Below are 24,592 nucleotides of genomic sequence, written 5' to 3'. Positions count from 1 at the left end.
CTCGCTTTCGGTGCTCGGTGCGCGGTGCTCGGTGCGTGTCAGTCCTGGGCTTCGAAGGTGTCCGGGACCGGGAGGGTGGACCAGTTCGGGACCGGCCAGGCGACGACGACGGCCCGGCCCACCACGTCGGTGAGGGGGACCATGCCGCCCCGGCCGTCGTTCTGGTGGTAGCGGGAGTCCTGGGAGTGCTGGCGGTGGTCGCCCATCACCCAGAGGTGGCCGGCCGGGACGGTGATCCGGAACTGGCCGCCGGCGTCGTTGCTGCACGGGGTGTTGCCCTCGTAGACGTACGGCTCGTCCAGCGGCCGGCCGTTGAGCTTGACCGGGCCCGTGCCCTGGCACTCGACGGTGTCGCCGGCCACGCCGATGACCCGCTTGATCAGGTGCTGTTCACCGGCCGCGGGCATCAGGCCGACGAAGCCGAGGACCTTCTGGGTGGTGCTGGGGGGCTTCAGTTCGTGGCCGGCGAGCCAGTCGGCGGGGTCGCGGAAGACGACGACCTCGCCGCGGTCGGGCTCCGAGCCGAACCAGGGGGTGAGCTTGTCGACCAGGACCCGGTCGTCCTCCTGGAGGGTGTTCTGCATGGATCCCGAGGGGATCAGGAACGCCTGCACCAGGAAGGTCTTGATCAGGAAGGCCAGGACCAGCGCGACCGCGGCCAGCAGGGGGTACTCCACCCACGGCGAGAGGCGGCGGCGCTTCGGCGGCCGGGTGTCGGAGGCCGGTGCCTCGGGGTCGGGCCTCAGGTCCGTCGCCACGTCTCCCGCGTCCGTCACGTCCGCCGTCCCCGATTCAGTTTGTTCCTGCCGCATGGGACGACCCTAGGCCCGGAGTCCACCGGGTCGCAGCCTTCCCGGGCGTTCACCCTCCTTATGAGTGACCGTCAGCGGAGTTCTTCCGGGCAGGCCGTGCCGCGCGGGAAGAGCTTGTACGGGGCCGCCAGGCGGTACGTACCGGCCTTGGGGGCGATCAGTTCGGTCCACTCGTCGCCCTCCTCGTCCGGCTCCGCCTTCAGCAGGCAGCCGTTCTCGTTGGCGAAGACCTTCGGGATCTCCTTCTCGGACTCCTCCCGCGCCAGCTTGGACTCCTCCGTCTCCTGCGGGGGCTCCAGCTTGCCGCCGTTCTCGTCCATCAGCGCCAGCCAGGGCGACCACGGCACGCGGATCTTGATCCGGGCCGGGCGGTCGAGGCGGAGGACGACCTCGTTCTCCGCGGCGCGCTCGACCTGGGCCGGGGCGTCCGCGAGCGGCGTGGCGTCGGCGACCTCGTACAGCCGCCAGTTCGCGTCGGCCCACACCTGGTTCAGGTACGGCAGGCCCTGGGCGACGAGCTCCGCCTCCCGCTCCGCGCCCGAGTCGGGGGCGCCCGTGGGGAGGACGACGTACCGGACGGACCAGCGGTGCAGCCACTCGCGGTAGTTCACGGCGTTGAGGGTGTCGTCGTAGAAGAGCGGGTTGCGCTCCATGTCCGCCTGGCGGTTCCAGCCGCGCGCCAGGTTGATGTACGGGCTGAGCGCGGAGGACTCGCGGTGGCTGGAGGCCGGCACGACCTCGACCCGCGCCTTGCGGGCGTCCCGCACCTGCAGCTGGTTGATCAGCGGCGCCACCTCGAAGGCCCAGGAGGCGTCGGGGCGGGTGCGGATCACGTCGTCGACGCCCTTGAAGCCGATCCAGAAGTTCAGGCCGAGGAAGGCGACGACCAGCGCGTACCAGCGGCGCGAGCGCGGGCGCGCGTACGGCAGGGCGGCCAGCAGCGCCACGCCCGCGAAGAGCATCGGCAGCCGCGAGATGTTCGAGCCGATCTGGGAGTCGATCAGCCAGGTCAGGAAGGTGCCGACGGTGTAGCAGGCGGCGGCGGTGCGGACCGTGCGCCAGTCGCTCGGCACGAGGACGAGGACGAGGATCCCGAAGGCCAGCGGCAGCGCCGTCGAGGCGAAGGCCATCGGCTGGGTGCCGGAGAAGGGGAAGAGCCAGGAGGAGAGGGCGACGATCGCCACCGGGGCGAGGCCGATCGCGTACGCCCCCGGGCGCCGCTTGTTGAGGAAGAGCGCCGCGGCCACGACCCCGAGGAACAGGCCGGCGACCGGGCTGCACGCCGTCGCGAGCCCGGACAGCGGCACCGCCACGGCCGCCTTCGCCCAGCGCTTGCGGCGCCAGCGGTGCGGCCAGCAGAAGACGGCGGCGACCGCGCCGAGCGCGAACATCATGCCGAGCCCGAAGGTCACCCGGCCCGACAGGGCGTTGCAGAGGAAGGCGAAGACGCCCGCGAGGGAGCACGCCATGGGGTTCCGGACGGCCGGGACCCGCACGAGGATCAGCGCGGTCAGGGCGGCGGAGAGCGTCCCCGCGATCATCATGGTCGAGCGGACGCCGAGCACCGACATCACGTACGGCGAGACCACGCTGTACGAGACCGGGTGCATGCCCCCGTACCAGGCCAGGTTGTACGCGGAGTCCGGGTGCCGTCCGACGAACTCGGCCCAGGCGTCCTGCGCCGCGAGGTCGCCGCCGCTGTTCGCGAAGTAGAAGAACCACACGACGTGCAGCAGCGCGGCGACGCCCGTCGCCACCATCACCGGGTAGCGGCGCTTGCGCCGGCGCGGCGGAGCGGGGGCCGGCGGCGGCGTCGGGGGCGTGGTCCGCTCGGGGGCGGAGCGCTGGTTCGGGAGCACTATTCGCGAGGGTGAACCGGGGGTGGTGGGGGTGGGGAGGGTGGGGGTGGTGGTGCGGGCCTGTCGGGGTTCCCGAGAGGGTTCACGAGCGGGTTCACGAGCGGGTTCCCGAGAGGGATCTCGGTCAGGTTCTCGATCGGGTTCCCGGCCGGCCGAGGGATCGGCTCCCGGGCCGGCCGACGGGTCGGCTCCCGGGGCGGTCTCCCGGTCGGTGGCCCGTTCGGGTTCCCGTAGGGAAAGGGGCGCGGCAGCCGTGCTGCGGTCCGCGCGTGTCGGCTCGGCGGTGGTCACTGCGGCCCTTTCCCGTGCTGCTTCCCTCTGCCCGTCTCGCGTCCCGCGCGGCTCCGCGTGTCGCGTCTCGTCCCCCGAAGACGCTAACAGCAGGGCGCCCCGGTCGTCCGGGGCGCCCACCCGATCAGGTCAGCCGGCCGTGCGGCCCGCGCGTCAGCCCACCCGGGTCAGCTTCTTGTCGAAACCGGGCTCCACCAGGTCGGTCTTCAGCGCCACCGGGGCGCTGACCTTCCCGGTGCCCGTGCCGATCGAGATCGTGCCGACGACGTCCCCGGCCTTGCCGGCGTGCGGGACGGCCTTGCCGCCGTCGGTCAGCGCCAGCCGGACCTTGAGGCCCGGCCAGCCGACCGCCTTGAGCTCCTTCGTCGCCACGACCGGCGTCCGGCCGCCCAGGCCGTCGTCGATGTAGCCGACGACCTGGCCCTTCTCGACGACGGACGCGGAGGTCACGTCCTTCTGCGCCTGCTGGATCAGCTTGAGGCTGTTGTCGATGGCGAGCTGGAGCTTCTGGTTGAGGATCTTCGCGTTCTTGGCGCCCATCACGATGCCGAGGATGCGGCGGTTCTCGCCGTCGACGACGGTGTTCGCCGACCAGAGCAGGTTGCCGCCGGCCGGGGTGGACGAGCCGGTCTTGATGCCGTTCACACCGTCGTGGAGCAGGATGTTGTTGTTGTTCTCGATGCGGCCGGCGATGCCGTCCACCGTGACGTTCGGCATGTTCACGATCTCGCGGAACACGTCGTACTGCATGACCGCCTTCGCCAGCTTCAGCTGGTCCTGCGGGGTCGAGACGGTGGAGTCGAGCAGGCCGGACGGGTCCGTGTAGCGGGACTGGGTCATGCCCAGGTCCTTGGCGGCGGCGTTCATCTTGTCGACGAACGCCTGCTCCGAGCCGGCGTCCCAGCGCGCGAGCAGCCGGGCCACGTTGTTGGCCGACGGGATCATCAGGAGCTCCAGGAGCTCCTTCTCCGAGTAGGTCTGACCCTCCTTGACCGCCGCCGTCGACTCGTGGACCGCGTTCGCCTGGTCGGCGGCCTTCTTGTCGATGGTGATCTCGGGACCCCCCTGCTTCCCCTTGATCGGGTGGTCGCGGAGGATCACGTACGCGGTCATCGTCTTCGTCACGGACGCGATCGGGGCCGGCTTCTGCGGACCCCAGGTGCCCATGGAGCCGACGCCCTCGACCTCCACCGCGCCCTGGCCCTCGTTCGGCCACGGCATCTGGAGCGGGCCGCCCTCGAAGGTGTACGACGGCGCGGCGGAGAGCTTCAGCGCGGGCGCCGGCAGCGGCCGGACCATCTGCACGATCGCAAAGACGATCAGGAGGAGCAGGACCAGCGGGGTCCAGATCCGGACCCGCCGCATGGTCGTGCGCCAGGCGTTCGGCGGCGGGGGCGGGGTGTTCGTCAGCTCGGCCAGCAGGTCGAGCGGGGGCAGCGGCGGGAGCGGCTGCTGCCGGGTGCGCTCGGGCTCGCCGAGGACGGGGGCGGGGGCCGGGGCGGGCGAGGGCACGGCGGCCTTCGCCGGCGTCGGCCGGGGCGTCCGCGGCGCGGCGGGAGCGGCCGGCGCCGGAGCGGACCCGGCCGCCGGCTTGTCGGCGGAGGCGGCGGAGGCGGAAGCGGTGGTGGGCTTCTTCTGCTCGGCCGGGATGTCCGGGCGGAGCGGTACGAAGGTGCTCGTCCGCTCGCTGTCGGAGTCGGGGCCCGCGGCGCCGCGCGGCAGCTTGAACGCGGTCGTCGGCTGGTCCACGGCGGGCGCGGCCGGCGGACGGACGGCCCGGAACATGGTGGTCGGCTGGTCGACCGGCTCCTCGGCCCGGGGGGCGGGGGCCTCCGTCTCGGCCTCGGGCGCGGGCGCCTCCGTCTTCGGCGTCTCCGCCTTGGGCGCCTCCGCCTTCGGCGCCGGCGTCTCGGCCTTCGGGCTCTCCGCCTTCGGGCTCTCGGCCTTCGGGCTCTCCGCCTTCGGCTCCGCCGGCTTCTTCGCGGCGAACCAGGACGGCTCCGCCGCCTTCGGCGCCTCGTCGGCGTCCCGGTCGGCCCCGGAGGCCGCCGAGGCCGTCGAGGGCTCCTCCGGCGCGGACACGGGCTCCTCGGCCGCCACGGACGCCTGAGACGCCTCGGGCGCCTCGTCCCCGGCCTCGGCCCCGGTCGCACCGTCCCCGGTCCCGGCCTCGTCCTCGGCCCCGTCCGGCGCCGCCGTCGCGACCCACGCCGCCACGGCCTGCTTCAGGCGGTCGCCGCCCTCGCCCTCCGGTCGCGCCGCGGGCTCGTCGGCCGGCTTCTCCGCGTCGTCCTCCGGGGTGCGCGGCGCCAGGGTCTTGAAGACCGCCGTCGGCTGGTCCACCCGGTCCGGCGCGGACACCGCGGACGCCGGGGTCCCCGAGGACGCAACCGTCGGCGCCGCCGCCGTCGTCTTCCCCTCCGACGACCCCTGCTGCTCCGCCCTGTCGGGGGACTCGCCCGCCACCGTGCCTCCTCCATGCGTCATACGTACGTCCGAACCGTCTACCAGTGTCCTGTGTGAACCCCTTGGCTCCCGTGCTAGACGAGAACGACATACCTACTGGTTCCCGGACGAACCACCCAGGCACTCTCGACAGATGAATGTGAGAGGGGTCACCCTGTCATTCATCCACGCGGGGAGGCATGGATGGGCAGGAGCCGCAGAACCATTCCGGAGGAGCTTCTGCTGCTCGCTCTGGACCCGGCCACGGGTACCACAGCGCAGCCGCAGTCGCTCGACCTGGGCCTTGCCGGAGCACAGCTAGTGGAGCTGGCTCTGGCAGGACGGATAGCCCCTGACGGGGATCGTATCGCCGTGGTGATGCCACGGCCGACCGGAGATCCGACTCTGGACTCCGCACTGGAACTGCTGCGCAGGCGCGGCAGTCCGGTCCGGGCCGTCCACTGGATCGGCGGGCCCCGGCTGGGGCTCCGCCAGACGTATCTCTCGCATCTGGAGCGATGCGGCATGGTGCATGCCGTGGAGGGCCAGATGTGCGGGGTGCTGCCGACGACTCGCTACCAGGCGACGGACACGGCGATCAGCCGGGAGATCAGGGCCCGGCTGGACAGTGCGATCCGCACCGGCGTACCGCCGGACCCGCGGACCGCGGCGCTCGCCGCACTGGCCCACGCGGTCGGTCTCGGCAAGCACCTGTACCCCGGCAACGAAGGACGGTCGTCGCGGTCCCGGCTGCGCGACCTGATCCGGCACGACCCCATGGGCGGTCTCGTGGCGCACGCCGTCATGGACGTCCAGAACGGCGCGGCCGCACAGCCGCGCCGGAGCGGTCAGGGCGTCCCCGCCCAGCCGCGGGGCAGCATGGCCCGCGCCGCCGCCCACTGAGGCGGACGCACCACCCCCCGTACGTCACGCACCACGCGCGCGTACACGCACACACGCACCACGCACCACGCACCACGCACACGAACCCTCCGGGAGCCGCACAGAGGTGTGCGGGGCGCCTCCGGGCGTCCCGCACATCCGCGTCGAATCCGAGCACCCGCACGGTCGTTGTCGCGTTTTCCCAGCGCATGCCGCACCTTTGGTGGCAGTCTGCCAAGCAGTAGATACTCACAGCTACGCATCGCAGACAGCAGCCGGAGGTGCAGTTTCCGTGGCGTCCAGTGTCAACCCCACCGTCAGGCGACGCCGATTGGGCCAGGAGCTGCGCAAGCTCCGTGAGGGCAAGGGCATGACGGCCGAGCAGGTCGCCGAGCGCCTCCTCGTCTCCCAGTCCAAGATCAGCCGGCTCGAGAACGGCCGCCGCTCCATCAGCCAGCGCGACGTGCGCGACCTGTGCGGGGTGTACGAGGTCGAGGACGAGGCCATGGTCAACTCCCTCATGCAGATGGCCAAGGACTCCCGGCAGCAGGGCTGGTGGCACGCCTTCGGCGACATCCCGTACAGCGTCTACATCGGCCTGGAGACGGACGCGCAGAGCCTGCGCGTCTACGAGCCGCAGATCATCCCCGGTCTGCTCCAGACCCGCGCGTACGCCACCGCCGTCATCTCCGGCGCGCTCCCCGAGTCGACGCCGGCGGACATCGAGAAGCGGGCCACCGTCCGCACCCGCCGCCAGGACCGGATCCGCGACGAGGAGCGCCCGCTGCGCCTGTGGGCGGTCATCGACGAGGCCGCGCTGCGCCGGGTGGTCGGCAACCGGCAGGTGATGGTCGAGCAGCTGGAGCACCTCGTCGAGCAGTCGCACCTGCCGCACGTGACCGTGCAGGTGCTGCCCTTCGACACGGGCGCGCACCCGGGCATCAGCGGCCAGTACTCGATCCTGGAGTTCCCGGACGCCTCCGACTCCAGCGTCGTCTACATCGAGGGCGTGACGAGCGACCTGTACCTGGAGAAGGGGCCGGACGTCTCGAAGTACAGCTACATGTACGAGCACCTGCGGGCGCAGGCGCTGGGCGTGGAGCAGACGCGGGAGTTCGTGGCCGACATCGCGAAGGGCTACGCCCAGGGCTGACAGTCCCGGCACTCGGGGCGGTCCGGGGCGGTTGGGGCAGGTCAGGCAGGTGCGGACAGGCCCGGCGGGGACGAGGGGTCTGCGGCAGGTCTGAACCAGCAGGGGCGGACACGGTACACCCCCGACTCGGCTCGTCGGAAGCTCAGTTGGCATATGTCACCCGGTCGTGTGAACGCCGGTCCCGCCGCTCGGGACCGGCGAGTAGCGTCGATCAGGCCGGTGGAGATCACGCCGGCACCGACTCTCACGCCCCTCGGGCAGAACCGGAGCTGAGCACATCATGGCCATCATCCAGGGTGCCACCGACAACTGGACCAAGTCCTCCTACTCCGGCGGCAACGGCGCCTGCGTCGAGGTGAAGTCCCCGGTCGTCGCCGCCATCGCCGTCCGCGACTCCAAGGCGCCCGAGGGCCCGTCTCTCTCTTTCGGACCGGGCTCGTGGAACGCCTTCGTCGGCCAGGTGAGCAACGGGGCCCTCTGAGCCTCGCAGCACCGCAGGCACCATCCGTGGAGCCGCCCTCTCGTCCGGTCCGCCGTCCTGGCCGAGAGGGCTCTCTCATGTCCGGACCCGGTGGGAGTCCGTCACCTCAGCCGGTCCACGTACCGGTCCGTCCCGGGCACGGTCGGGACGAACGGCGCCACCAGCTCGACCCGCCCCTCCCCTCCCGCGAGCCCGTCGAGGTCCGCGAAGTGCTCCGCCCAGCAGTCGCGCGGGTCCCGCTCCAGGAACCAGAGCAGGGTGAGCCGGGTGTCGACGCCCTCCACCTGCTTCACGTAGGTCATGCGGTCGCCGGGCAGCGGCGTCGGGCGGAAGACGGTCACCATCGCCGCCGGTGAACCGGCCAGCCGGCGCGGGAGTTCGCGGGCGGCCAGCCGCTCCAGGAGCGCGGCGCGCTCCGCCGGGCCCGCGCAGTCCACGACCTGGAGGACCAGGCCCGCGTAGGGGTGGTCGAGGGCGTGGAAGTCGCGCGGACCGGCCGCCCCGTCCCGGTACACCGTCGTCTCGTGGTCCTGGAAGGACGTGAAGACGTGGGTGCGGTCGTGGTAGACGCGGGCGTCGCGGTTGAGGCGCTTGTTGATGGCGACGGTCCACTTCATGTGCTCGTCGTAGCGGCCGTCGGTGATCCAGTAGGTGGAGAGGTAGCAGCCGGCCGTGACGGGCTGTGCGACGGCGGACTTCTCGGGCGTCCGGAGCTCCTGGAGGTCGCGGGTGGCGACCCAGCGGCGGCCCGCGTACATCCAGGGCATCGCCATCGCGCCGGCGTAGTAGTGGTCGTCCTCGTACCAGCGGTTGTACGCGTACTCGTGGCCCGGGTGCGGCTCCACCATGGTGATCAGGGCGTGGCCGGGGCGGACCCCGTACGGCCCGGTGGCGGCCAGCTCCCCGTACGTCTCGGCGTCGCTCATCCTCCGTCGTCTCCCTTCCCAGTGCGGCTCGGGCCACCTACTCTGACGGACCGTCAGATCAGTGACCAGAGGCGGGAGGCACCCGGATGCTGCTCCAGGGGAAGACGGTCGTCGTGTCGGGCGTCGGGACCGGACTCGGCCACCGGGTCGCGGAGGCGGTGGTGCGCGACGGGGGCAACGCGGTCCTCGGCGCCCGCACCGAGGCCAATCTGGCCAAGACGGCGGCCGCGATCGACCCGGCGGGCGGGCGCACCGCGCACCTCGCCACCGACATCACCGACGAGCGGCAGTGCGAGGCGCTGGCCGCGCTGGCCGTCGAACGGTTCGGCGGGATCGACGCGGTCGTCCACGTCGCCGCCTGGGACTCGTACTTCGGCGGCCTCGCCGACGCCGACTTCGCCACCTGGCAGGGCGTCCTCGACGTCAACCTGCTCGGCACCCTGCGGATGACCCGGGCGTGCCTGCCGGCACTGCGGGCGGGCGGGGGCGGCTCGGTCGTCCTCATCGGCACGCAGTCGGCCGTCGCCGCTCCGACCCAGGTGCAGCAGGCCGCGTACGCCGCGTCCAAGGGGGCGCTGACCTCGGCGATGTACTCGCTGGCGCGGGAGCTGGGGCCCGACCGGATCCGGGTCAACACGGTGCTGCCGGGGTGGATGTGGGGCCCGCCGGTGGAGGCGTTCGTCCGCTTCACGGCGCAGGCGGAGGGGGTGGAGGAGGCTGCGGTCCTGGACCGGCTCACCTCCCGGGTCGCGCTGCCGGACCTGGCCACGGACGCGGACGTCGCGGACGCGGTCGCCTTCCTCGCGTCGGCGCGGGCGCGGTCGATCACGGGTCAGTCGCTGCTGGTGAACGCGGGAGAGGTGATGCGGTGAGGGCTCGGCGGCGTCATGGCGTCGGGTAGCGGGTGTGCCAGGTGGGGGTGTGGAGGGTGGCGGCCTGGGTGAGTTCCAGGGACAGGTCGTCGGCCAGTTCGAGGATCGTGCCGCGGCCTTCCAGCGCCGCCAGCCAGGCCGGCGGGAGGGCCGTCTCGCCGTGCTGGGCGCCGAGGAGGGCGCCGGTGACCGCGGCGGTCACCGCGGAGGGGCCGTCGTGGTTGGCGGCGAGGCGGAGCCCGTGGCGGACGTCCTCGCCGACGAGGGCGCAGTAGACGGCGGCGGCCAGCTGTCCCTCCGCGGTGTCCTGGTCCGCCCCGAGGGCGGTCACCCGGTCCGCGTCCGGGACGCCCTCGCGTACGGCTCCGAGGGCGCGGGTCAGGGCCTCGGTGACGGGCTCGTGGCCGGCGCGGGCGGCCAGCAGCGCCAGGGCCGTACCGGCGGCGGCCTCGACGGAGGCGCCGCGGGCCACGCCGTGCACGGTCACGGCGAGCGCGCCGGCGGCCAGGGTGGCGGCGGGCGCGCCGTGCGTCTGGGCGGCGCACTCGACGGCGAGCTGGCAGACGAGCTGCGGCTCCCAGCCGACGAGGAGGCCGAAGGGCGCGGAGCGGGCGAGCGCGCCGGAGTCGCCGGCGTCGGGGTTCTTGGGCTGGTCGAGGGTGCCGAGCCGTTCGTCGCCGAGGCCGGTGAGGCAGGCGCGGGGCGGCCGGCGGCGGGCGTAGAGCCACTCCTGGCGGCCGAGCCAGCCGTTGTCGCGGCGCCGTTCGTCGGGGCCCCAGTCGCGCTGGGTGGCGGCCCAGCGCAGCTGGGCGCGGTGGACGTCGGTGGGCGGGTGCCAGACGCCGCTGTCGCGGTGGACGTGGGCGCGGATGAGGCCGTCGACGGTGAAGAGGCTCATCTGGGTGGCGGCGGTGACGGGCAGGGTGCCGTCCGGGGGTTCGGTGAGGCCCGCGTCGCCGTGCGCCTCACGGAGTTCCTTCAGCGTCCGCTCGTGCGCGCCCGCGCCGAACGCGTCGCCGACGGCCGCACCGAGCAGACAGCCGCGGACGCGCGAGCGGAAGTCCTGTTGTTCGGCGCGGCCCCACACGGCCGCGGCAGTGGTGGTCACGACGTGCCCTCCCCCGTCCGAGGTCCCGTTCTCTCACCGGTCTCCGCAGCACTCTAATCGACCGGGTGTGTCCGTTCGGGGTGCAAAGACTTATGTGATCGGACGCCCTTCAGGCCGCTTTTGACCACAGTTCACCCGAGCTTCGCCCGGCGCGCCCGGGGACCCGACCCTCAGCCCTCCACCACCGGCAGCAGCTCCGGCAGGTGCCCGTCGGAGGCACGGGCGGCCGCCTGGCGCTCGGCGGGGACCTCGCCGTAGAGGGTGGTGCGGGGGCGGGACGGGCGGCCCGCCGCCTCCGCGATCGCCTCCAGGTCGCGGATGGAGCGGTACGAGCCGTAACTCGACCCGGCCATACGGGAGATGGTCTCCTCCATCAGCGTCCCGCCGAGGTCGTTCGCGCCCGACCGCAGCATCTCCGCCGCGCCCTCCGTGCCCAGCTTGACCCAGCTCGTCTGGATGTTGGGGATGTGGGGGTGGAGGAGGAGGCGGGCCATCGCGGTCACGGCGCGGTTGTCGCGGATCGTCGGGCCCGGGCGGGCGATGCCGGCGAGGTAGACGGGCGCGTTGGTGTGGATGAAGGGAAGGGTCACGAACTCCGTGAACCCGCCGGTCCGCTGCTGGATCCCGGCGAGGGTGCGGAGGTGGCCGAGCCAGTGGCGGGGCTGGTCGACGTGCCCGTACATCATCGTCGAGGACGACCGGATGCCCAGCTCGTGGGCGGTGGTGACCACCTCGATCCAGGTGGCGGTGGGCAGTTTGCCCTTGGTCAGCACCCAGCGGACCTCGTCGTCGAGGATCTCGGCGGCGGTGCCGGGGATCGAGTCGAGCCCGGCCTCCTTCGCCGCCGTCAGCCACTCCCGGATGGACAGGCCGGTACGGGTGGCGCCGTTGACGACCTCCATCGGCGAGAAGGCGTGCACGTGCATGCCCGGGACCCGCTCCTTGACGGCCCGGGCGATGTCGAAGTACGCGGTGCCGGGCAGGTCGGGGTGGATGCCGCCCTGCATGCAGACCTCGACCGCGCCGACGTCCCACGCCTGCTGGGCGCGGTCGGCGACCTGGTCCAGGGAGAGGGTGTACGCGTCGGCGTCGGTGCGGCGCTGGGCGAAGGCGCAGAAGCGGCAGCCGGTGTAGCAGACGTTGGTGAAGTTGATGTTCCGGGTGACGATGTACGTCACCTCGTCGCCGGAGACGGACTTGCGCACGTCGTCGGCGACCGCGCACAGCGCGTCCAGGGCCGGCCCGTCGGCGTGCAGGAGGGCGAGGGCCTGCGGGTCGGTGAGCTTCGTCGGGTCGTCGGCGGCGACGGCCAGCGCCTCGCGCACGTCGGCGTCGATCCGCTCGGGCAGCATGCCGGGCGCGGCGGCCTCCCGCAGCGCCTCCCAGTCGCCGTACACCTCGTCGAAGTCGGCCCGCCGGTCACCGGTCCGGCCCTCGGTGTCGATGGCCGTGAAGAGGTCGGTCCGGCCGGTGGCGGTGAAGGTCTCGTCCGGCTCCTGCCACGGCAGGCCGCGCACGACCGCGTCCGGGTCGGCGAGGCCGGTCTCGGGGTCGGCGAGCGCGCGCACGTGCGGCATGATCCGCGGGTCCAGCCACGGCTCGCCGCGCTTGACGAACTCGGGGTAGACGCAGAGCCGTTCGCGCAGCTCGAAGCCGGCGGCGCGGGAGTGCGCGGCGAGCTCGTCGATGCGGGGCCAGGGCCGCTCGGGGTTGACGTGGTCGATGGTGAGGGGCGAGACGCCGCCCCAGTCGTCGATGCCGGCCGCGATCAGCCGCTCGTACTCGGCGTCCACCAGGTTCGGCGGCGCCTGGAGGCAGGCCGACGGACCCATGATCAGCCGGGCCACGGCCACCGCCGCGACCAGGTCGTCCAGCTCGGCGTCCGGCATCGAGCGCATCGCCGTGTCCGGCTTGGCCCGGAAGTTCTGGATGATCAGTTCCTGGACGCCGTGGTACGCCCGCGCCACGCGCCGCAGCGCGAACAGCGACTCCGCCCGCTCCTCGTACGTCTCCCCGATCCCGAGGAGCAGCCCCGAGGTGAACGGCACGGACGACCGCCCCGCGTCCTCCAGGACCCGCAGCCGCACGGCCGGTTCCTTGTCGGGCGAGCCGTAGTGCGGACCGCCGGGCTCGGACCACAGCCGGGTGGCGGTGGTCTCCAGCATCATGCCCATCGACGGGGCGACCGGCTTCAGCCGCTGGAAGTCCGTCCACGACAGCACGCCCGGGTTGAGGTGCGGCAGCAGCCCGGTCTCCTCCAGGATCCGCACCGACATCGCCCGCACGTACGCCAGGGTGTCGTCGTACCCGTGCGCGTCCAGCCACTCCCGCGCCTCCGGCCACCGCTCCTCCGGCTTGTCGCCGAGCGTGATGAGCGCTTCCTTGCAGCCGAGTTCGGCACCGCGCCGGGCGATGTCCAGCACCTCGTCCGGCGACAGGAACATCCCGTGGCCGTCCCGCCGCAGCTTGCCCGGCACGGTGACGAAGGTGCAGTAGTGGCACTTGTCCCGGCACAGCCGGGTCAGGGGTATGAACACGCTCTTCGAGTACGTGATCACCCCCGGCCGCCCGGCCGCCTCGAGCCCGGCGTCCCGCACCCGCCCCGCCACGCCGACCAGCTCGTCCAGGTCCTCGCCGCGCGCCCGCAGCAGCACCGCCGCCTCGGCCACGTCGAGCGCGACCCCGTCCCGCGCCCGCCGCAGCGCCCGCCGCATCGCGTTCCTGGTCGGGGCAGCCCCCTGCTGGTCGGCCTCCCGGCCGGTCTGGTGGTCCGTCATGCCCCGAGCATACGAGCGGGAGCCCCGGTGCCGGGCCGGGGTCCCGCACCTTGTCATCCGCCCGTCACCCCAGGTGCTCCGCGTACGCGTCCAGGACGCGGAGGACTTCGGTCCCGCCGGCCGGGGGGAGCTGGAGGACGGTCTCCTCGCAGCCGAGTTCGGCGTAGTGGGCGAGTTTGCCGGGGGTGGGGAGGACGGCGTACGGGACGACCTGGAGGGCCTTCGGGTCGCGGCCCGCTTCCTCCCAGGCCCGGCGCAGGACCGGGAGGGACTCGGTCAGGCCGCGGCCGCCGATCGGCATCCAGCCGTCCGTGTGCTCGGCGATCGCCCGGAACAGCTTCGGGCCGGCGGCTCCGCCGAGGAGGATCCGGGGCGCGCCGCCGGCCGGCTTGGGCCAGGCTTCCGAGGCGCGGACGGAGTAGCCGGACTCGCCCTCGTACGCGGTGGGTTCGGGGGCCCACAGGGCCTTCATCAGGGCGAGCCGGTCGTGCACGAGGTCGCGGCGGGCGGGCCAGTCGACGTTGTGGTCGGAGGCCTCCTCGCGGTTCCAGCCGTAGCCGATGCCGAGGGTGAGGCGCCCGCCGGAGAGGTGGTCGAGGGTGGCGATCTGCTTGGCCAGGGCGATCGGGTCGTGCTGGGCGAGCAGCGTGATGCCGGTGCCGAGCGCGAGCCGGTCGGTGACGGCCGCGGCCTGGGCGAGGGCGACGTAGGGGTCGAGGGTCCGCTCGTACTCGCGGGCGGCGCGGCCGCCCGCCGGGTGCTCGGTCTCCCGGGACACGGGGATGTGGGTGTGCTCGGGCAGATAGAGCCCGGCGAAGCCGCGCGCCTCCAGCTCGCGGGCGAGCCGCACGGGCGAGATGGTCTCGTCGGTCAGGAAGATCGTGGTCGAGATCCGCATGACGGCACGGTAGGGGCTGCGGCGCGCGATTCCGAGGGGCCGGACGGCTGTTGTCGGCGGGAACGGCGGGGGAAATCCGGGTGCCCGTCTCCCCCGCCGGGCCTACCGTGGCGCGCGTGCTGAACCGAATCGAGACGTACTACGACGCCGTGCCCCGCAGCTCCGCCCGCGGGGAGGACTTCGGGCCGCTGACCCTGTTCGTGCGCGAGGGCTCCGACGGCTGGCCCTTCTACGCGCGGCCCGCGCTGGGGCACGCGGGGCCGGTGCCGGTGGCCGCCGTGGAGGGGGTGCGGGCCCGGCAGCGGGAGCTGGGGGTGCCGGAGGCGTTCGAGTGGGTGGCGGAGACGACGCCGGGGCTGCGGGCCGCCGTGGAGGAGAGCGGGCTCGTGGTGCACGAGCATCCGCTGATGGTCCTGGACGGCGCGCCGCTCGCCGTACCGGAGCCGGCGGGGGCGCGCGTGCGGACGGTCGGCGCGGACGATCCGGAGCTGGCGGCGGCCGTCGCCGCCCCGTACGCGGCCTTCGGCGCGACCCCGGGCCCCGGTGACGCGGCCCGGGTCGCCGCGCGGATCGCCGCCGGTCTGACGGTCCTCGCCGCCGGTTTCGACGCGGTGAGCGGGGAGGCCCTGGCGGGCGGCCAGGTGCAGCCCGTCGGGGAGGTGGCGGAGGTCGTCGGCGTCGGCACCCGCCCGGAGGCCCGGCGCCGGGGCCTGGGTCTGGCAGTGACCGCCGCGCTGGTCGCGGACGCCCGGGCGCGCGGGGCCGGTCTGGTCTTCCTGACGGCCTCGGACGCGGACGTGGAGCGCCTCTACGCCCGCCTCGGCTTCCGCACGGTCGCGACCGCCCTCATCGCCGAGGCGCCGGCTCCCTGACCATGTACACATCCACCTCGTCCTCCGCCTCCCGGGTGAACCCCATCCGCTCGTAGAGGCGGCGGGCGGCGCTGCCCTGGAGGACGGAGAGCCGGACGGGGGCGGCGGCCGCGTCGGCCCGGTCGAGCAGGTGCCGCAGGACGGCCGTGCCGAGCCCGCGGCCCTGGAGGTCCGGGGCGAGGTAGAAGTGCTCCAGGCAGAGGCCCGTCCCCTCCGGCCGGAGGGTGACGCAGCCGGCGAGCGGCACGTCCGGGGTCTCGATCACCGAGGTGTACGCGACCGAGAAGCCGTCCCGCAGCCGCTGCCGGACCCGCCGCTCGTCGTACCGCCCGAGCCGCTCCAGGTCGGCGCGCATCACGACGGCCCGCAGCTCCGCGACGCTCTCGACGTCCTCGGCCCGCCCCGGCCGCAGCCGCCATTCCCCGTCGCCGTTCCCGTACCGCTCGCTCATGGCGTGATCGTAGGAGTGCCGTCGTAACCGCTGCCGCCCGGTCCCCGTTGGAGCGGTCATGAAGAGGATCCTCACCGCAGCCGCCCTGACCGCCGTCGCCGCCACCGGCGCCCTCGCCTCCGCCGGCACCGCCGCCGCCGACACGGGCGGCCTGAACCTCCCGTCCGTCGTCCCGCTGAGCGGCGTCCTGACCCCGAAGGCGAAGCCCGCCCAGGCCGCCGACATGCCGGCCGCCAACGCGGCGGTGGAGAGGCTGCTGCCCGGGCAGCACTGAACCCGGAGAACGGACGAAGGTGGCGGCACCCCCCACGGGGCCGCCACCTTCGCGTTTCCGGGTGACTCAGGTGTGCGTGCCGAGGGTCAGTCGGCGACCACCAGGGACGGGGTCTCCTTGGTCAGGACCTCGCCGCGGAAGAAGGCGGGGCTGCGGCGCTGCATGACCAGCATGATGACCACGCCGAGGAGGAGCAGGCCGACGCCGATGACGAAGACCGAGCCGACGCCGAGGACGGCGGAGCCGGAGCCGTAGGCCGGGTCCCACATGTCGTAGAGCGTCTTGCCGAAGACCGCCGTGAGCATCAGGCCGCCGAGGAGCGGCATGAGGCCCTTGAAGGCGAGGTCGCGGGCGGAGCGGAAGAGCTCGGCGCGGAAGTACCAGACGCAGGCGAAGGCGGTCAGCGCGTAGTAGAAGCAGATCATCAGGCCGAGGGCGTAGATGGTGTCGACCAGGACGTGCTCGCTGACCAGGGTCATCACCGTGTAGAAGGCGCCGGTGGCGATGCCGGCCACGATCGTGGCCTTGCCGGGGGTCTTGAAGACGGGGTGGACCTTGGTGAAGGACTTCGGCAGGGCCTCGTACGTGGACATGGCGAGGACCGTGCGGGCGACCGGGATGAAGGTGGTCTGGAGGCTCGCGGCGGCGGAGGCCAGGACGGCGACGAAGAGGAGGACGCCGAGGACGGGGCCCATGACCGGGCCGGCGAGGGCGGCGAAGACGTTGTCGGAGGTCTCCGGGTTGGCGAGGCCGAGGCCCTGGTCGCCGGAGCCGACGGCCATCTGCGCGGCGATGCCGGTGGCGAGGTAGGAGCCGACCAGGACGACCATCGCGATGAGCGCGGCGCGGCCGGGGGTCTTCTCGCTGCCGACGGTCTCCTCGTTGGTCGCCATGCAGGCGTCCCAGCCCCAGTACATGAAGATCGAGAGGGAGAGGCCGGCGGTGAAGGCGGCGAAGGACTGGACCGCGAAGGGGTTCATCCAGGACCAGGAGAAGTCGACCGAGGTCTCGAAGGAGCCGGCCTTGGAGAGGGCCAGGGCGACGAAGACGGCGAGGACGACGAGCTGGAGGCCGACGAGGGTGTACTGGACGCCCTTGGTGGCCGTCATGCCGCGGTAGCTGATCGCGGTGGCGACGGCGATCAGGGCGAGGCAGGTGACGATGTGGACGGCCTTGTTGTCGTCCAGGGCGGCGATGGACTCGCTGCCGGAGATCTCGCCCGCGAGGAGCCAGAAGTACGAGGTGGCGACGCCGGCCAGGTTGGAGAGCACGATGATCGTGGCGATCACCAGGCCCCAGCCGCACATCCAGCCGATCTTGGGGCCGAACGCCTTCACGGTCCAGGTGAAGGAGGTGCCGCAGTCGGGCATGGCCCGGTTGAGCTCCCGGTACGCGAAGGCGACGAGGAGCATGGGGAGGAAGCCCGCGAGGAAGACGGCGGGCATCTGGAGGCCGACCTCGCCGGCGGTGGAGCCGAGGGTGGAGGTCAGGCAGTAGACCGGAGCGACGGTCGAGATGCCGATGATCGCGTTGCCGAAGAGGCCGACGGAGTTGCCGCCGAGGCCCTTCGTGCGCACGCCCTGCGTGTCGCCCGGGGCGGTGACGCCCCTTACCGTGTCTCCGGCCTGGGGCCGTGCTTCCACCTGAGTCATGAACAGGACGTTAAGTGCTGCGGTTTCCTTATCCGGAGGATCGGACTCCGCTCAGGTGATCGATCAATGCCTTGCATTGAGAGGTCAGACCGGACACCTGCCAATGATTGAAAGATCGACCACCCCGCAGGACCGACCAACCGGTAGGTCGACCGCCGGGTGTCCGATATGCGGGAACCGCAGCGAAGCCCGGAATGTCCGTTTCCAAATTTTCCCGAGGAATTTTCCCGCCGTCCGGCGGGAGGGCCGGAACCCTTGGGAGGACTGGGTTCCGGCCTTTGTACCGACCGGTCAGCCCGGCCAGACCACCGCCTGCAGCTCGCTGTAGGCGTGGAGGGCGTACGAGCCCACGTCCCGGCCGATCCCGCTCTTCTTGAAGCCGCCGAACGGCGCCTCCATGTTCCGGCCGATGGTGTTGATCCCGACGCCGCCGGCCCGCAGCCGGGCGGCCACCCGGAAGGCGCGGGCCACGTCGCCGGACCACACGTAGTCGAGCAGGCCGTAGTCGCTGTCGTTGGCGAGGGCGATCCCCTCCTCCTCGTCGTCGAAGGGGACGACCACGACGACCGGGCCGAAGATCTCCTCGCGCACCACCCGCATCTCGTTGGTGCAGTCGGCGAGCAGCGTCGGGGCCACGTAGAAGCCGCGGTCGAAGGCGGGGCGCTCGCCGCCGGCGACGACCGTGGCGCCCTCCTTGCGGCCCAGTTCCACGTACGACTCCACCCGGTCGCGGTGGGCCGCCGAGATCACCGGGCCCACCACCGTGCCCTGCTCCGCCGGGTCGCCGACCTTCATGAAGGCCAGGTAGCCGGTCAGCTTCTCGATCAGCTGCCGGTAGATCCGGCGCTGGGCGAGGACGCGGGTCGGGGCGGTGCAGATCTGGCCGCTGTAGAAGGCGAAGGTGGTGCCGATGCCCATGACCGCCGAGTCCAGGTCGGCGTCGTCGAAGACGAGCGCGGCGCCCTTGCCGCCCAGCTCCATCAGCTGCCGTTTCATGGCCCGGCCGCAGACCTCGCCGATGGCCTGGCCGACGGCGGTGGAGCCGGTGAAGGAGACCATGTCGACGTCCGGGGAGTCGACGGCGGCCTCGCCGACGGCGGGCGCGGAGCCGGTGACCAGGTTGACCACCCCCGCCGGGGCGCCCGCCTCCTCCAGGGCGCGGACCATGGCGAAGACGGACAGCGGGTCCTGCGGGGCCGGCTTCACCACGACGGTGTTGCCCATGGCGAGCGCGGGCGCGATCTTGCCGGCCGGGTTGGCCCAGGGGTTGTTGTACGAGGTGACGCAGGTGACGACGCCGACCGGGCGGCGCACGGCGACGGCCCCGAAGACGCCGGCCCTCCCCATCGGGCCGGCCTCGTTGATCTGCGGCGGCAGGGCCTCCTCGACCGGTTCCAGGGCGCCCTTCGCGTACCGCCGGAAGCGGGCGGAGCCGACGGCGACCTGCATGCCGCGGGCGGTGCCGGTGGTGGCGCCGGTCTCGGCACGGGCGAGGAGGGTGTGCGCGTCGGCGTCGCGGGCCATGATCGCGGCGGCCCGGTCGAGGATCGCGGCCCGCTCCTCGGGCCTGGTCCGCGACCAGCGGGCGAAGGCGTCGCGGGCGGCGGCGGCCGCCTCGTACACCTGGTCCCTGGACGCCTCGGGGGCGAGCCCGACGACCTCCTCGGTGGCCGGGTTGACCACCTCGTAGTGGCCGCCGTCGGGCTCGGTCCACTCGCCGCCGATGTAGAGCTTCTCCGACCTCACCGGGTGCCCACCGTCCTCGTGTCACGGCCCGAGCGCAGCACCCTGCCCGGGATCGCCCCGGTCACCTCGTCGTCCCTGACGGTCTCCACCCCGTTGACGCGGACGGAGACGATCCCGACCGCCCGCGAGTCCAGGCGCGGGCTGTCGCCGGGCAGGTCGTGGACGAGGGTCGCCGGTCCGGCGTCGATCCGCTCCGGGTCGAAGAGGACCAGGTCGGCGTGGAAGCCCTCGGCGATCCTGCCCCGCTCGCGGAGGCCGAAGAGCCGGGCCGGGTCGTCGCTGAGCATCCGCACGGCCTGCTCCAGCGGCACCAGCTTCCGGCCGCGCAGGCAGTCGCCGAGGAAGCGGGTGGTGTACGGGGCTCCGCACATGCGGTCCAGGTGGGCGCCGGCGTCGGAGCCGCCGAGCATGACGTCCTCGTGCTGCCAGGTCTCGGCGCGCAGCGCCCAGGAGGCCGGGTCGTTGTCGGTGGGCATCGGCCACAGGACGGTCCTGAGGTCGTCGTTGGCGCAGATCTCGACGAGGCACTGGAAGGGGTCCTGGCCGCGTTCGGCGGCGATGTCCTTCACGACCCGGCCGGTCAGGCCCTCGTTCTCGCGGCTGTACGTGTCGCCGATGACGTACCGGCCGAAGTGGGCGAGGCGGCGGAAGACGCCGGCCTCCCGGGAGTCGGCGCGCCGCAGCATCTCGGCCCGTACGTCGGGGTCGCGGAGCTTCGCGATCCGCTCGGGCACGGGGAGGCCGAGGATCTCGCCCCAGCCGGGGATGAGGTTGAGGGCGCAGAAGGTGCCGAGGGACATGTTCATGGGGGTGAGGATCGGCATGGTGAGGGCGACGATCCGGCCGCCGGACTTGCGGGCCCGTTCGGAGGCGGTGAGCTGGCGGGGGACGCGTTCGGGGACGGCGGCGTCGATGGTGAGGACGTTCCAGTTCAGGGGGCGTCCGGCGGCGGCCGTCATCTCGACGAAGAGGTCGATCTCGGCGTCCGAGAACTGGTCGAGGCAGCCCGCGAGGATCGCCTCCAGCTGGGTGCCCTCGTGTTCGCCGACCGCCTTCGACAGGGCGATCAGCTCGGCGGGGCCCGCGTGGCGGGAGGCGACGGGGGCGCCGTCGCCGTCGGAGTGGGTGGACGACTGGGTGGTGGACAGGCCCCAGGCGCCGGCCTCCATGGCCTCCTTGAGGAGGGCGGTCATCCGCGCCAGCTGCTCGGGGGTGGCCTCGCCGCCGACGGCGTCCTCGCCCATCACGTACCGGCGCAGGGCGCAGTGGCCGACCATGAAGCCGGCGTTGACGGCGATCCGGCCCTCCAGGGCGTCGAGGTACTCGCCGAAGGTGGACCAGCTCCAGTCGACGCCCTCTTCGAGCGCGGCGAGGGCCATGCCCTCGACCTTGGACATCATGCGGCGGGTGTAGTCGGCGTCCTCGGGCCGGTCGGGGTGGAGCGGGGCGAGGGTGAAGCCGCAGTTGCCGCCGGCGACGGTGGTGACGCCGTGGTTCATGGAGGGGGTGGCGTACGGGTCCCAGAACAGCTGGGCGTCGTAGTGGGTGTGGGGGTCGACGAAGCCGGGGGCGAGGACGAGTCCGGTGGCGTCCTCGGTGGTACGGGCTTCCGCGCCGGGGGGCGGGAACACGATCCGGCCGTCGCGGATGCCGACGTCGGCGACGCGGGCGGGGGCGCCGGTGCCGTCCACGACGGTGGCGCCCTTGATCAGGTGGTCGAGCATGACGTCCCTTTCTGTCCAAGGCCACGCGTGTGCCCCGGCCGGGGCCGCCGCGGAACGGCCGCCGGCCGGGGCGGGTGACGAGCCGACGGCCCGGGAAGCCGACGGCTCGCGCTTGTGTTCCGCCGCCCGTTGTGGGCAATCGTTCCGCTGGGGCGATGGGGGTCCCCCCTGCTCGAGCGAAGCCGAGAGCTTGGGGGAGGGTGGGCACAACGGACGGCGCCCTTGCCGGCGCGTGAGGCTTCCGGGCCTGGGCCCGCACCGGTACGGCGCCGCGCTAGGGGTGCGGGTCCAGGCGCGGAACGCGGAGGCGCCGCGAAGGGCGCCGTCCCGTGTGCCCACCCGTCCCTCCCCCAAGGACTTCGTCCAGGGGGGACCCCCAGCGGGACGCCTGCCCACACGGGGGTGGGTGGGGGCGGGCGCCGGCCCGCCATGGGGGGCGCCCGTCCGGGCCGGCTCGGTCAGGAGCCCGCCGACTGGCGGAAGCGGGTCGTGCGGTGGATCGGGTCCGTGTCGATCTCGGGGATCACGTGCTCGCCGATCAGCTTGATCGTGTTCATCGTGTCCTCGTAGGAGATCCCGATCGGCAGGCCGAAGGAGAGCTGGTCCGCGCCGGCCTGCTCCCAGCGCCGGCACTGCGCGAGCACCTCGCTCGGGTCGCCGCAGATCATCAGCTCCTCGGCGATGAGGAGTTCGATGATCTCGGCGGAGTACTCGGGGAGCAGCTCGGGCCACTCGGGGATGCCCTCGGGCCGGGGGAAGGTGTCGTGGTAGCGGAAGAGCAGCGACTGGAGGTAGTTCAGTCCGCCGCCGACGGCGATCTCGACGGCCTTCTCGTGGGTCTCGGCGCAGATCGCGGTCGAGGTGACCATGACGTTGTCGTTGACGAAGTCGCCGACCGCCTTGGCCTCCTTGATCGCGTTCTTGTAGGACTCGACGACCCATTCCATGTCGGAGACCTTCTGGACGCTGAAGCCGAGGACGCCGAGGCCCATCTTCCCGGCCATGGCGTACGAGGACGGGGAGCCGGCGGCGTACCACATGGCGGGGTGGGAGGCGCCGTACGGCTTGGGGAGGATCTTGCGGGGCGGCAGGGACCAGTGTTTGCCCTGGAAGCCGACGTACTCGTCCTGGAGCCACATCTTGGGGAACTCGGCGATGGTCTCCTCCCAGAGTTCCTTGGTGTGGTTCATGTCGGTGATGCCCGGGAAGAAGCCGAGGATCTCGTGGGAGCCGGCGCCGCGGCCGGAGCCGAACTCGAAGCGGCCGGCGGAGAGGTGGTCGAGCATGGCGACCTTCTCCGCGACCTTCACCGGGTGGTTGACCGGGGCGAGCGGGTTGAAGATGCCGGAGCCGAGGTGGATGCGCTCGGTGGCGTGGGCGAGGTAGCCCAGGTAGACGTCGTTGGCCGAGAGGTGCGAGTACTCCTCCAGGAAGTGGTGTTCGGAGGCCCAGGCGTACTTGAAGTGGGACTTGTCCGCCTGGATGACGTACTCGGTCTCCTCCATGAGGGCCTTGTGCTCGGCTTCGGGATCGGTCTCGGCGCGCTTGCCGACGTATCCCTGTACGAAGATCCCGAATTCCACGGAAGTCACCGTCCTCGTGAGTTTCTGACGTGTCGTCAGATTCTTGGATGTGCTGCGCCGTGTCAATACCTGACGAGTCGTCAGGTGCGGTCAGAACAGGGAGACCCCGGCCAGCCAGCCGCCGTCGATCACGAACGGCTGGCCCGTCACGTACGAGGAGTCGTCCGAGGTCAGGAAGAGGGCGAGGGCGGCCACCTCCGCCGGGCGGCCGATCCGGCCGAGCGGCACGAGCGTGCGGTACAGCTCGGCGGTGGCGGCCGGGTCGACCCCCTCCGGGTTGCTCATGGCGGTGTCGATCGCGCCCGGGCAGACGGCGTTCACCCGGATCCCCTTCGCCGCCAGCTCCAGGGCCGCCACCCGGGTCAGGCCGACCACCGCGTGCTTGGAGGCCGCGTAGGCGCCGACCCCGGCCATGCCGGTCAGGCCCGTGTACGAGGCGGTGTTCACGATCGTGCCGCCGCCGGCCGCCGCGATCTCCGGCGCGACCGCCCGGATGCCCAGGAAGCAGCCGGTCTGGTTGACCGAGACGATGGCCCGGAACTCCTCCAGGGGGGTCGAGAGGAGTTCGTTGAAGCGGAGGATGCCGGCGTTGTTCACCAGCGCGTCGACCTTCCCGAACCGCTCCTTGGCGGCGGCCACCGCGTCCGCCCACTCCTCCTCGCGGGTCACGTCCAGGTGGACGTAGGCGGCCCGCTCCTCCCCCAGCTCCTTGGCGAGCGCCTCGCCGGGGCCGTCCAGCACGTCCGCGAGGACCACCTTCGCCCCCTCGGCGGCGAAGAGCCGCGCCTCCTGCTCGCCCTGCCCGCGCGCCGCCCCCGTGACGATCGCGACCCGCCCGTCCAGCTTGCCCATGCGCGTACTCCCTACAGAATGGGGGCGACCTCCGACCCGAAGGCCGCCATCTGGTCGATGAGTTCGGTACGGCTCCGGCTGCGGAACCGCACCTGGAGCTGGTCGACGCCCATCGCCCCGTACGCCCGGAGCGAGGCCGCCAGCTCCTCCGGCGGGCCGGCCAGCGTGCGCCGCCCGACCTCCCAGCCGGGGGTGCCGACGTACAGCGGCTCGGCGATCGCGCCGACGACGAAGGGCTCCGTGAGCCCGGCCTCCTCGCGCAGCCGCCGGATACGCTCGATCCGGCGGGCCAGCACGTCCCGCGGGTCGCCCTGCGGCAGCCAGCCGTCGCCCTTGAGCGCGGCCCGCCGCACCGCCGCCGGGGAGGAGCCGCCGACCCAGACCGGGACCCGCTCCTGCGCGGGCCGGGGCCGCTGCCCGAGGTCCTTGAAGGCGAACCGCTCCCCCAGGTGCTCCGGGTACTCCTCCGGGCCGAGCGCCGCCCGCAGCGCGTCGAGGGTCTCGTCGAGGACCGCGCCGCGCCGCGCGAAGTCCGCCCCGACCGCCTCGAACTCCTCCTGCACGTGCCCCGCCCCCACCCCGAGGACCAACCGGCCGCCGGAGAGGTGGTCGACGGTCGCGTACGCCTTGGCGGTGACCAGCGGATGCCGCAGCCCGACGACGGCGACGTGCGAGAGCAGCCGGACCCGCTCGGTGGCGGCGGCGAGGAAGGAGAGCGTGGCGACCGGGTCGTACCAGACGGTGCTCATCCCGGCGGCGAGCCGGCGCGGGATGGCCACGTGGTCGCAGCAGGCCACGTAGTCGAAGCCGTGCGCGTCGGCGGCCCGGGCGACGGCGAGCAGGTCCCCGGGCCCGGCGGTCGCCTCCCAGGGCTCGGCGTAGATCACGGACTGGGACTGGACCGGCAGCTGCATGCCGTAGACCACCATGGGGA

At 72.9% G+C, this 24,592-nt stretch carries 20 protein-coding genes; 6 read left to right on the top strand and 14 right to left on the bottom strand.

Going from position 1 to position 24,592, the window contains the following annotated elements; genetic code table 11:
- Nucleotides 1–38: 38 nt before the first annotated feature.
- The 3 genes from lepB to ACFW1I_RS09590 all read right to left on the bottom strand — a co-directional run bounded on the left by lepB (nt 39) and on the right by ACFW1I_RS09590 (nt 5,449).
- Complete coding sequence (gene lepB, locus ACFW1I_RS09600) at nt 39–812, bottom strand: signal peptidase I (RefSeq protein ID WP_384668011.1); 774 nt, start codon at nt 810–812, stop codon at nt 39–41.
- 71 nt (nt 813–883) lie between these two features.
- On the bottom strand, nt 884–2,572 hold the full coding sequence (locus tag ACFW1I_RS09595; protein ID WP_384668110.1) for an MFS transporter: 1,689 nt from the start codon (nt 2,570–2,572) through the stop codon (nt 884–886).
- Between the two features lie 543 nt (nt 2,573–3,115).
- On the bottom strand, nt 3,116–5,449 hold the full coding sequence (locus ACFW1I_RS09590; RefSeq protein WP_384668009.1) for a D-alanyl-D-alanine carboxypeptidase: 2,334 nt from the start codon (nt 5,447–5,449) through the stop codon (nt 3,116–3,118).
- A gap of 162 nt (nt 5,450–5,611) precedes the next feature.
- Here ACFW1I_RS09590 and ACFW1I_RS09585 point away from each other — a divergent pair, with 162 nt between their 5' ends.
- The 3 genes from ACFW1I_RS09585 (at nt 5,612) to ACFW1I_RS09575 (ending at nt 7,923) form a co-directional block, all read left to right on the top strand.
- Complete coding sequence (locus ACFW1I_RS09585; protein WP_031013478.1) at nt 5,612–6,310, top strand: GPP34 family phosphoprotein; 699 nt, start codon at nt 5,612–5,614, stop codon at nt 6,308–6,310.
- Nucleotides 6,311–6,581: 271 nt separating this feature from the next.
- Nucleotides 6,582–7,442: a helix-turn-helix domain-containing protein gene (locus ACFW1I_RS09580; protein WP_384668006.1), complete on the top strand. Its 861-nt coding sequence runs from the start codon at nt 6,582–6,584 to the stop codon at nt 7,440–7,442.
- A 280-nt stretch (nt 7,443–7,722) separates the two neighbouring features.
- Nucleotides 7,723–7,923 (top strand): DUF397 domain-containing protein, encoded by a 201-nt coding sequence (locus tag ACFW1I_RS09575; protein ID WP_319008591.1) that lies wholly within the window; start codon nt 7,723–7,725, stop codon nt 7,921–7,923.
- Nucleotides 7,924–8,024: 101 nt separating this feature from the next.
- On the opposite strand, the gene ACFW1I_RS09570 is transcribed toward ACFW1I_RS09575, so the two are convergent.
- The gene (locus ACFW1I_RS09570) at nt 8,025–8,849 is read right to left on the bottom strand and encodes a hypothetical protein (RefSeq protein ID WP_384668004.1); all 825 of its coding nucleotides are present in this window, start codon (nt 8,847–8,849) and stop codon (nt 8,025–8,027) included.
- Between the two features lie 86 nt (nt 8,850–8,935).
- Here ACFW1I_RS09570 and ACFW1I_RS09565 point away from each other — a divergent pair, with 86 nt between their 5' ends.
- Entirely contained in the window at nt 8,936–9,721 is a 786-nt protein-coding gene (locus ACFW1I_RS09565; protein ID WP_384668002.1) for an SDR family oxidoreductase, read from the top strand.
- Nucleotides 9,722–9,734: 13 nt separating this feature from the next.
- On the opposite strand, the gene ACFW1I_RS09560 is transcribed toward ACFW1I_RS09565, so the two are convergent.
- The 3 genes from ACFW1I_RS09560 to ACFW1I_RS09550 all read right to left on the bottom strand — a co-directional run bounded on the left by ACFW1I_RS09560 (nt 9,735) and on the right by ACFW1I_RS09550 (nt 14,504).
- Nucleotides 9,735–10,829 carry an ADP-ribosylglycohydrolase family protein gene (locus ACFW1I_RS09560; RefSeq protein ID WP_384668000.1) on the bottom strand — a complete coding sequence of 365 codons (1,095 nt, stop codon included), beginning with the start codon at nt 10,827–10,829 and terminating at the stop codon, nt 9,735–9,737.
- A 170-nt stretch (nt 10,830–10,999) separates the two neighbouring features.
- Nucleotides 11,000–13,606 carry a bifunctional FO biosynthesis protein CofGH gene (locus tag ACFW1I_RS09555; protein ID WP_384667999.1) on the bottom strand — a complete coding sequence of 869 codons (2,607 nt, stop codon included), beginning with the start codon at nt 13,604–13,606 and terminating at the stop codon, nt 11,000–11,002.
- 64 nt (nt 13,607–13,670) lie between these two features.
- Nucleotides 13,671–14,504 (bottom strand): TIGR03619 family F420-dependent LLM class oxidoreductase, encoded by an 834-nt coding sequence (locus ACFW1I_RS09550; RefSeq protein WP_384667997.1) that lies wholly within the window; start codon nt 14,502–14,504, stop codon nt 13,671–13,673.
- 107 nt (nt 14,505–14,611) lie between these two features.
- Between ACFW1I_RS09550 and ACFW1I_RS09545 the strand changes: the two genes are divergently transcribed.
- Nucleotides 14,612–15,376 carry a GNAT family N-acetyltransferase gene (locus ACFW1I_RS09545; protein WP_384668108.1) on the top strand — a complete coding sequence of 255 codons (765 nt, stop codon included), beginning with the start codon at nt 14,612–14,614 and terminating at the stop codon, nt 15,374–15,376.
- Here the strand turns inward: ACFW1I_RS09545 and ACFW1I_RS09540 are convergent.
- Nucleotides 15,351–15,827, bottom strand: a complete 477-nt coding sequence (locus ACFW1I_RS09540) for a GNAT family N-acetyltransferase (protein WP_384667994.1) — start codon at nt 15,825–15,827, stop codon at nt 15,351–15,353. The two genes, ACFW1I_RS09545 and ACFW1I_RS09540, sit on opposite strands and share 26 nt — an antisense overlap.
- Before the next feature lie 58 nt (nt 15,828–15,885).
- Between ACFW1I_RS09540 and ACFW1I_RS09535 the strand changes: the two genes are divergently transcribed.
- Nucleotides 15,886–16,101 (top strand): hypothetical protein, encoded by a 216-nt coding sequence (locus tag ACFW1I_RS09535; RefSeq protein WP_384667992.1) that lies wholly within the window; start codon nt 15,886–15,888, stop codon nt 16,099–16,101.
- An 86-nt stretch (nt 16,102–16,187) separates the two neighbouring features.
- On the opposite strand, the gene ACFW1I_RS09530 is transcribed toward ACFW1I_RS09535, so the two are convergent.
- From ACFW1I_RS09530 to ACFW1I_RS09505, 6 genes are all read right to left on the bottom strand, one after another.
- The gene (locus tag ACFW1I_RS09530) at nt 16,188–17,753 is read right to left on the bottom strand and encodes an APC family permease (protein WP_384667989.1); all 1,566 of its coding nucleotides are present in this window, start codon (nt 17,751–17,753) and stop codon (nt 16,188–16,190) included.
- A 291-nt stretch (nt 17,754–18,044) separates the two neighbouring features.
- A complete protein-coding gene (locus ACFW1I_RS09525) occupies nt 18,045–19,499 on the bottom strand; it encodes an aldehyde dehydrogenase family protein (protein WP_384667987.1) in 1,455 nt (484 codons plus the stop codon).
- Complete coding sequence (locus tag ACFW1I_RS09520) at nt 19,496–21,223, bottom strand: amidohydrolase family protein (RefSeq protein ID WP_384667985.1); 1,728 nt, start codon at nt 21,221–21,223, stop codon at nt 19,496–19,498. Before ACFW1I_RS09520 ends, ACFW1I_RS09525 begins: the two co-directional genes overlap by 4 nt.
- Before the next feature lie 458 nt (nt 21,224–21,681).
- The gene (locus tag ACFW1I_RS09515; protein ID WP_384667982.1) at nt 21,682–22,806 is read right to left on the bottom strand and encodes an LLM class flavin-dependent oxidoreductase; all 1,125 of its coding nucleotides are present in this window, start codon (nt 22,804–22,806) and stop codon (nt 21,682–21,684) included.
- Nucleotides 22,807–22,896: 90 nt separating this feature from the next.
- The gene (locus ACFW1I_RS09510; RefSeq protein ID WP_384667980.1) at nt 22,897–23,658 is read right to left on the bottom strand and encodes an SDR family NAD(P)-dependent oxidoreductase; all 762 of its coding nucleotides are present in this window, start codon (nt 23,656–23,658) and stop codon (nt 22,897–22,899) included.
- Nucleotides 23,659–23,669: 11 nt separating this feature from the next.
- Nucleotides 23,670–24,587, bottom strand: coding sequence for a TIGR03619 family F420-dependent LLM class oxidoreductase (locus ACFW1I_RS09505; RefSeq protein WP_384667977.1), 918 nt, complete (start codon nt 24,585–24,587; stop codon nt 23,670–23,672).
- Nucleotides 24,588–24,592 lie beyond the last annotated feature (5 nt).

Origin of the sequence: Streptomyces sp. NPDC058955 (genome assembly GCF_042741435.1) — a bacterium.
Classification (GTDB): Bacteria; Actinomycetota; Actinomycetes; order Streptomycetales; family Streptomycetaceae; genus Streptomyces.
Note: the sequence above shows the minus strand (reverse complement) of the source record. Positions and strands in the feature narration are given on the sequence as shown.

Bases quoted from the DNA above. Each gene is read 5' to 3' on its own strand.
- lepB (WP_384668011.1), bottom strand. From the start codon at position 812: ATGCGGCAGGAACAAACTGAATCGGGGACGGCGGACGTGACGGACGCG.
- ACFW1I_RS09595 (WP_384668110.1), bottom strand. From the start codon at position 2,572: ATGGTGGCGACGGGCGTCGCCGCGCTGCTGCACGTCGTGTGGTTCTTC.
- ACFW1I_RS09590 (WP_384668009.1), bottom strand. From the start codon at position 5,449: ATGACGCATGGAGGAGGCACGGTGGCGGGCGAGTCCCCCGACAGGGCG.
- ACFW1I_RS09585 (WP_031013478.1), top strand. From the start codon at position 5,612: ATGGGCAGGAGCCGCAGAACCATTCCGGAGGAGCTTCTGCTGCTCGCT.
- ACFW1I_RS09575 (WP_319008591.1), top strand. From the start codon at position 7,723: ATGGCCATCATCCAGGGTGCCACCGACAACTGGACCAAGTCCTCCTAC.
- ACFW1I_RS09570 (WP_384668004.1), bottom strand. From the start codon at position 8,849: ATGAGCGACGCCGAGACGTACGGGGAGCTGGCCGCCACCGGGCCGTAC.
- ACFW1I_RS09565 (WP_384668002.1), top strand. From the start codon at position 8,936: ATGCTGCTCCAGGGGAAGACGGTCGTCGTGTCGGGCGTCGGGACCGGA.
- ACFW1I_RS09555 (WP_384667999.1), bottom strand. From the start codon at position 13,606: ATGACGGACCACCAGACCGGCCGGGAGGCCGACCAGCAGGGGGCTGCC.
- ACFW1I_RS09550 (WP_384667997.1), bottom strand. From the start codon at position 14,504: ATGCGGATCTCGACCACGATCTTCCTGACCGACGAGACCATCTCGCCC.
- ACFW1I_RS09540 (WP_384667994.1), bottom strand. From the start codon at position 15,827: ATGAGCGAGCGGTACGGGAACGGCGACGGGGAATGGCGGCTGCGGCCG.
- ACFW1I_RS09535 (WP_384667992.1), top strand. From the start codon at position 15,886: ATGAAGAGGATCCTCACCGCAGCCGCCCTGACCGCCGTCGCCGCCACC.
- ACFW1I_RS09530 (WP_384667989.1), bottom strand. From the start codon at position 17,753: ATGACTCAGGTGGAAGCACGGCCCCAGGCCGGAGACACGGTAAGGGGC.
- ACFW1I_RS09520 (WP_384667985.1), bottom strand. From the start codon at position 21,223: ATGCTCGACCACCTGATCAAGGGCGCCACCGTCGTGGACGGCACCGGC.
- ACFW1I_RS09510 (WP_384667980.1), bottom strand. From the start codon at position 23,658: ATGGGCAAGCTGGACGGGCGGGTCGCGATCGTCACGGGGGCGGCGCGC.
- ACFW1I_RS09505 (WP_384667977.1), bottom strand. From the start codon at position 24,587: ATGGTGGTCTACGGCATGCAGCTGCCGGTCCAGTCCCAGTCCGTGATC.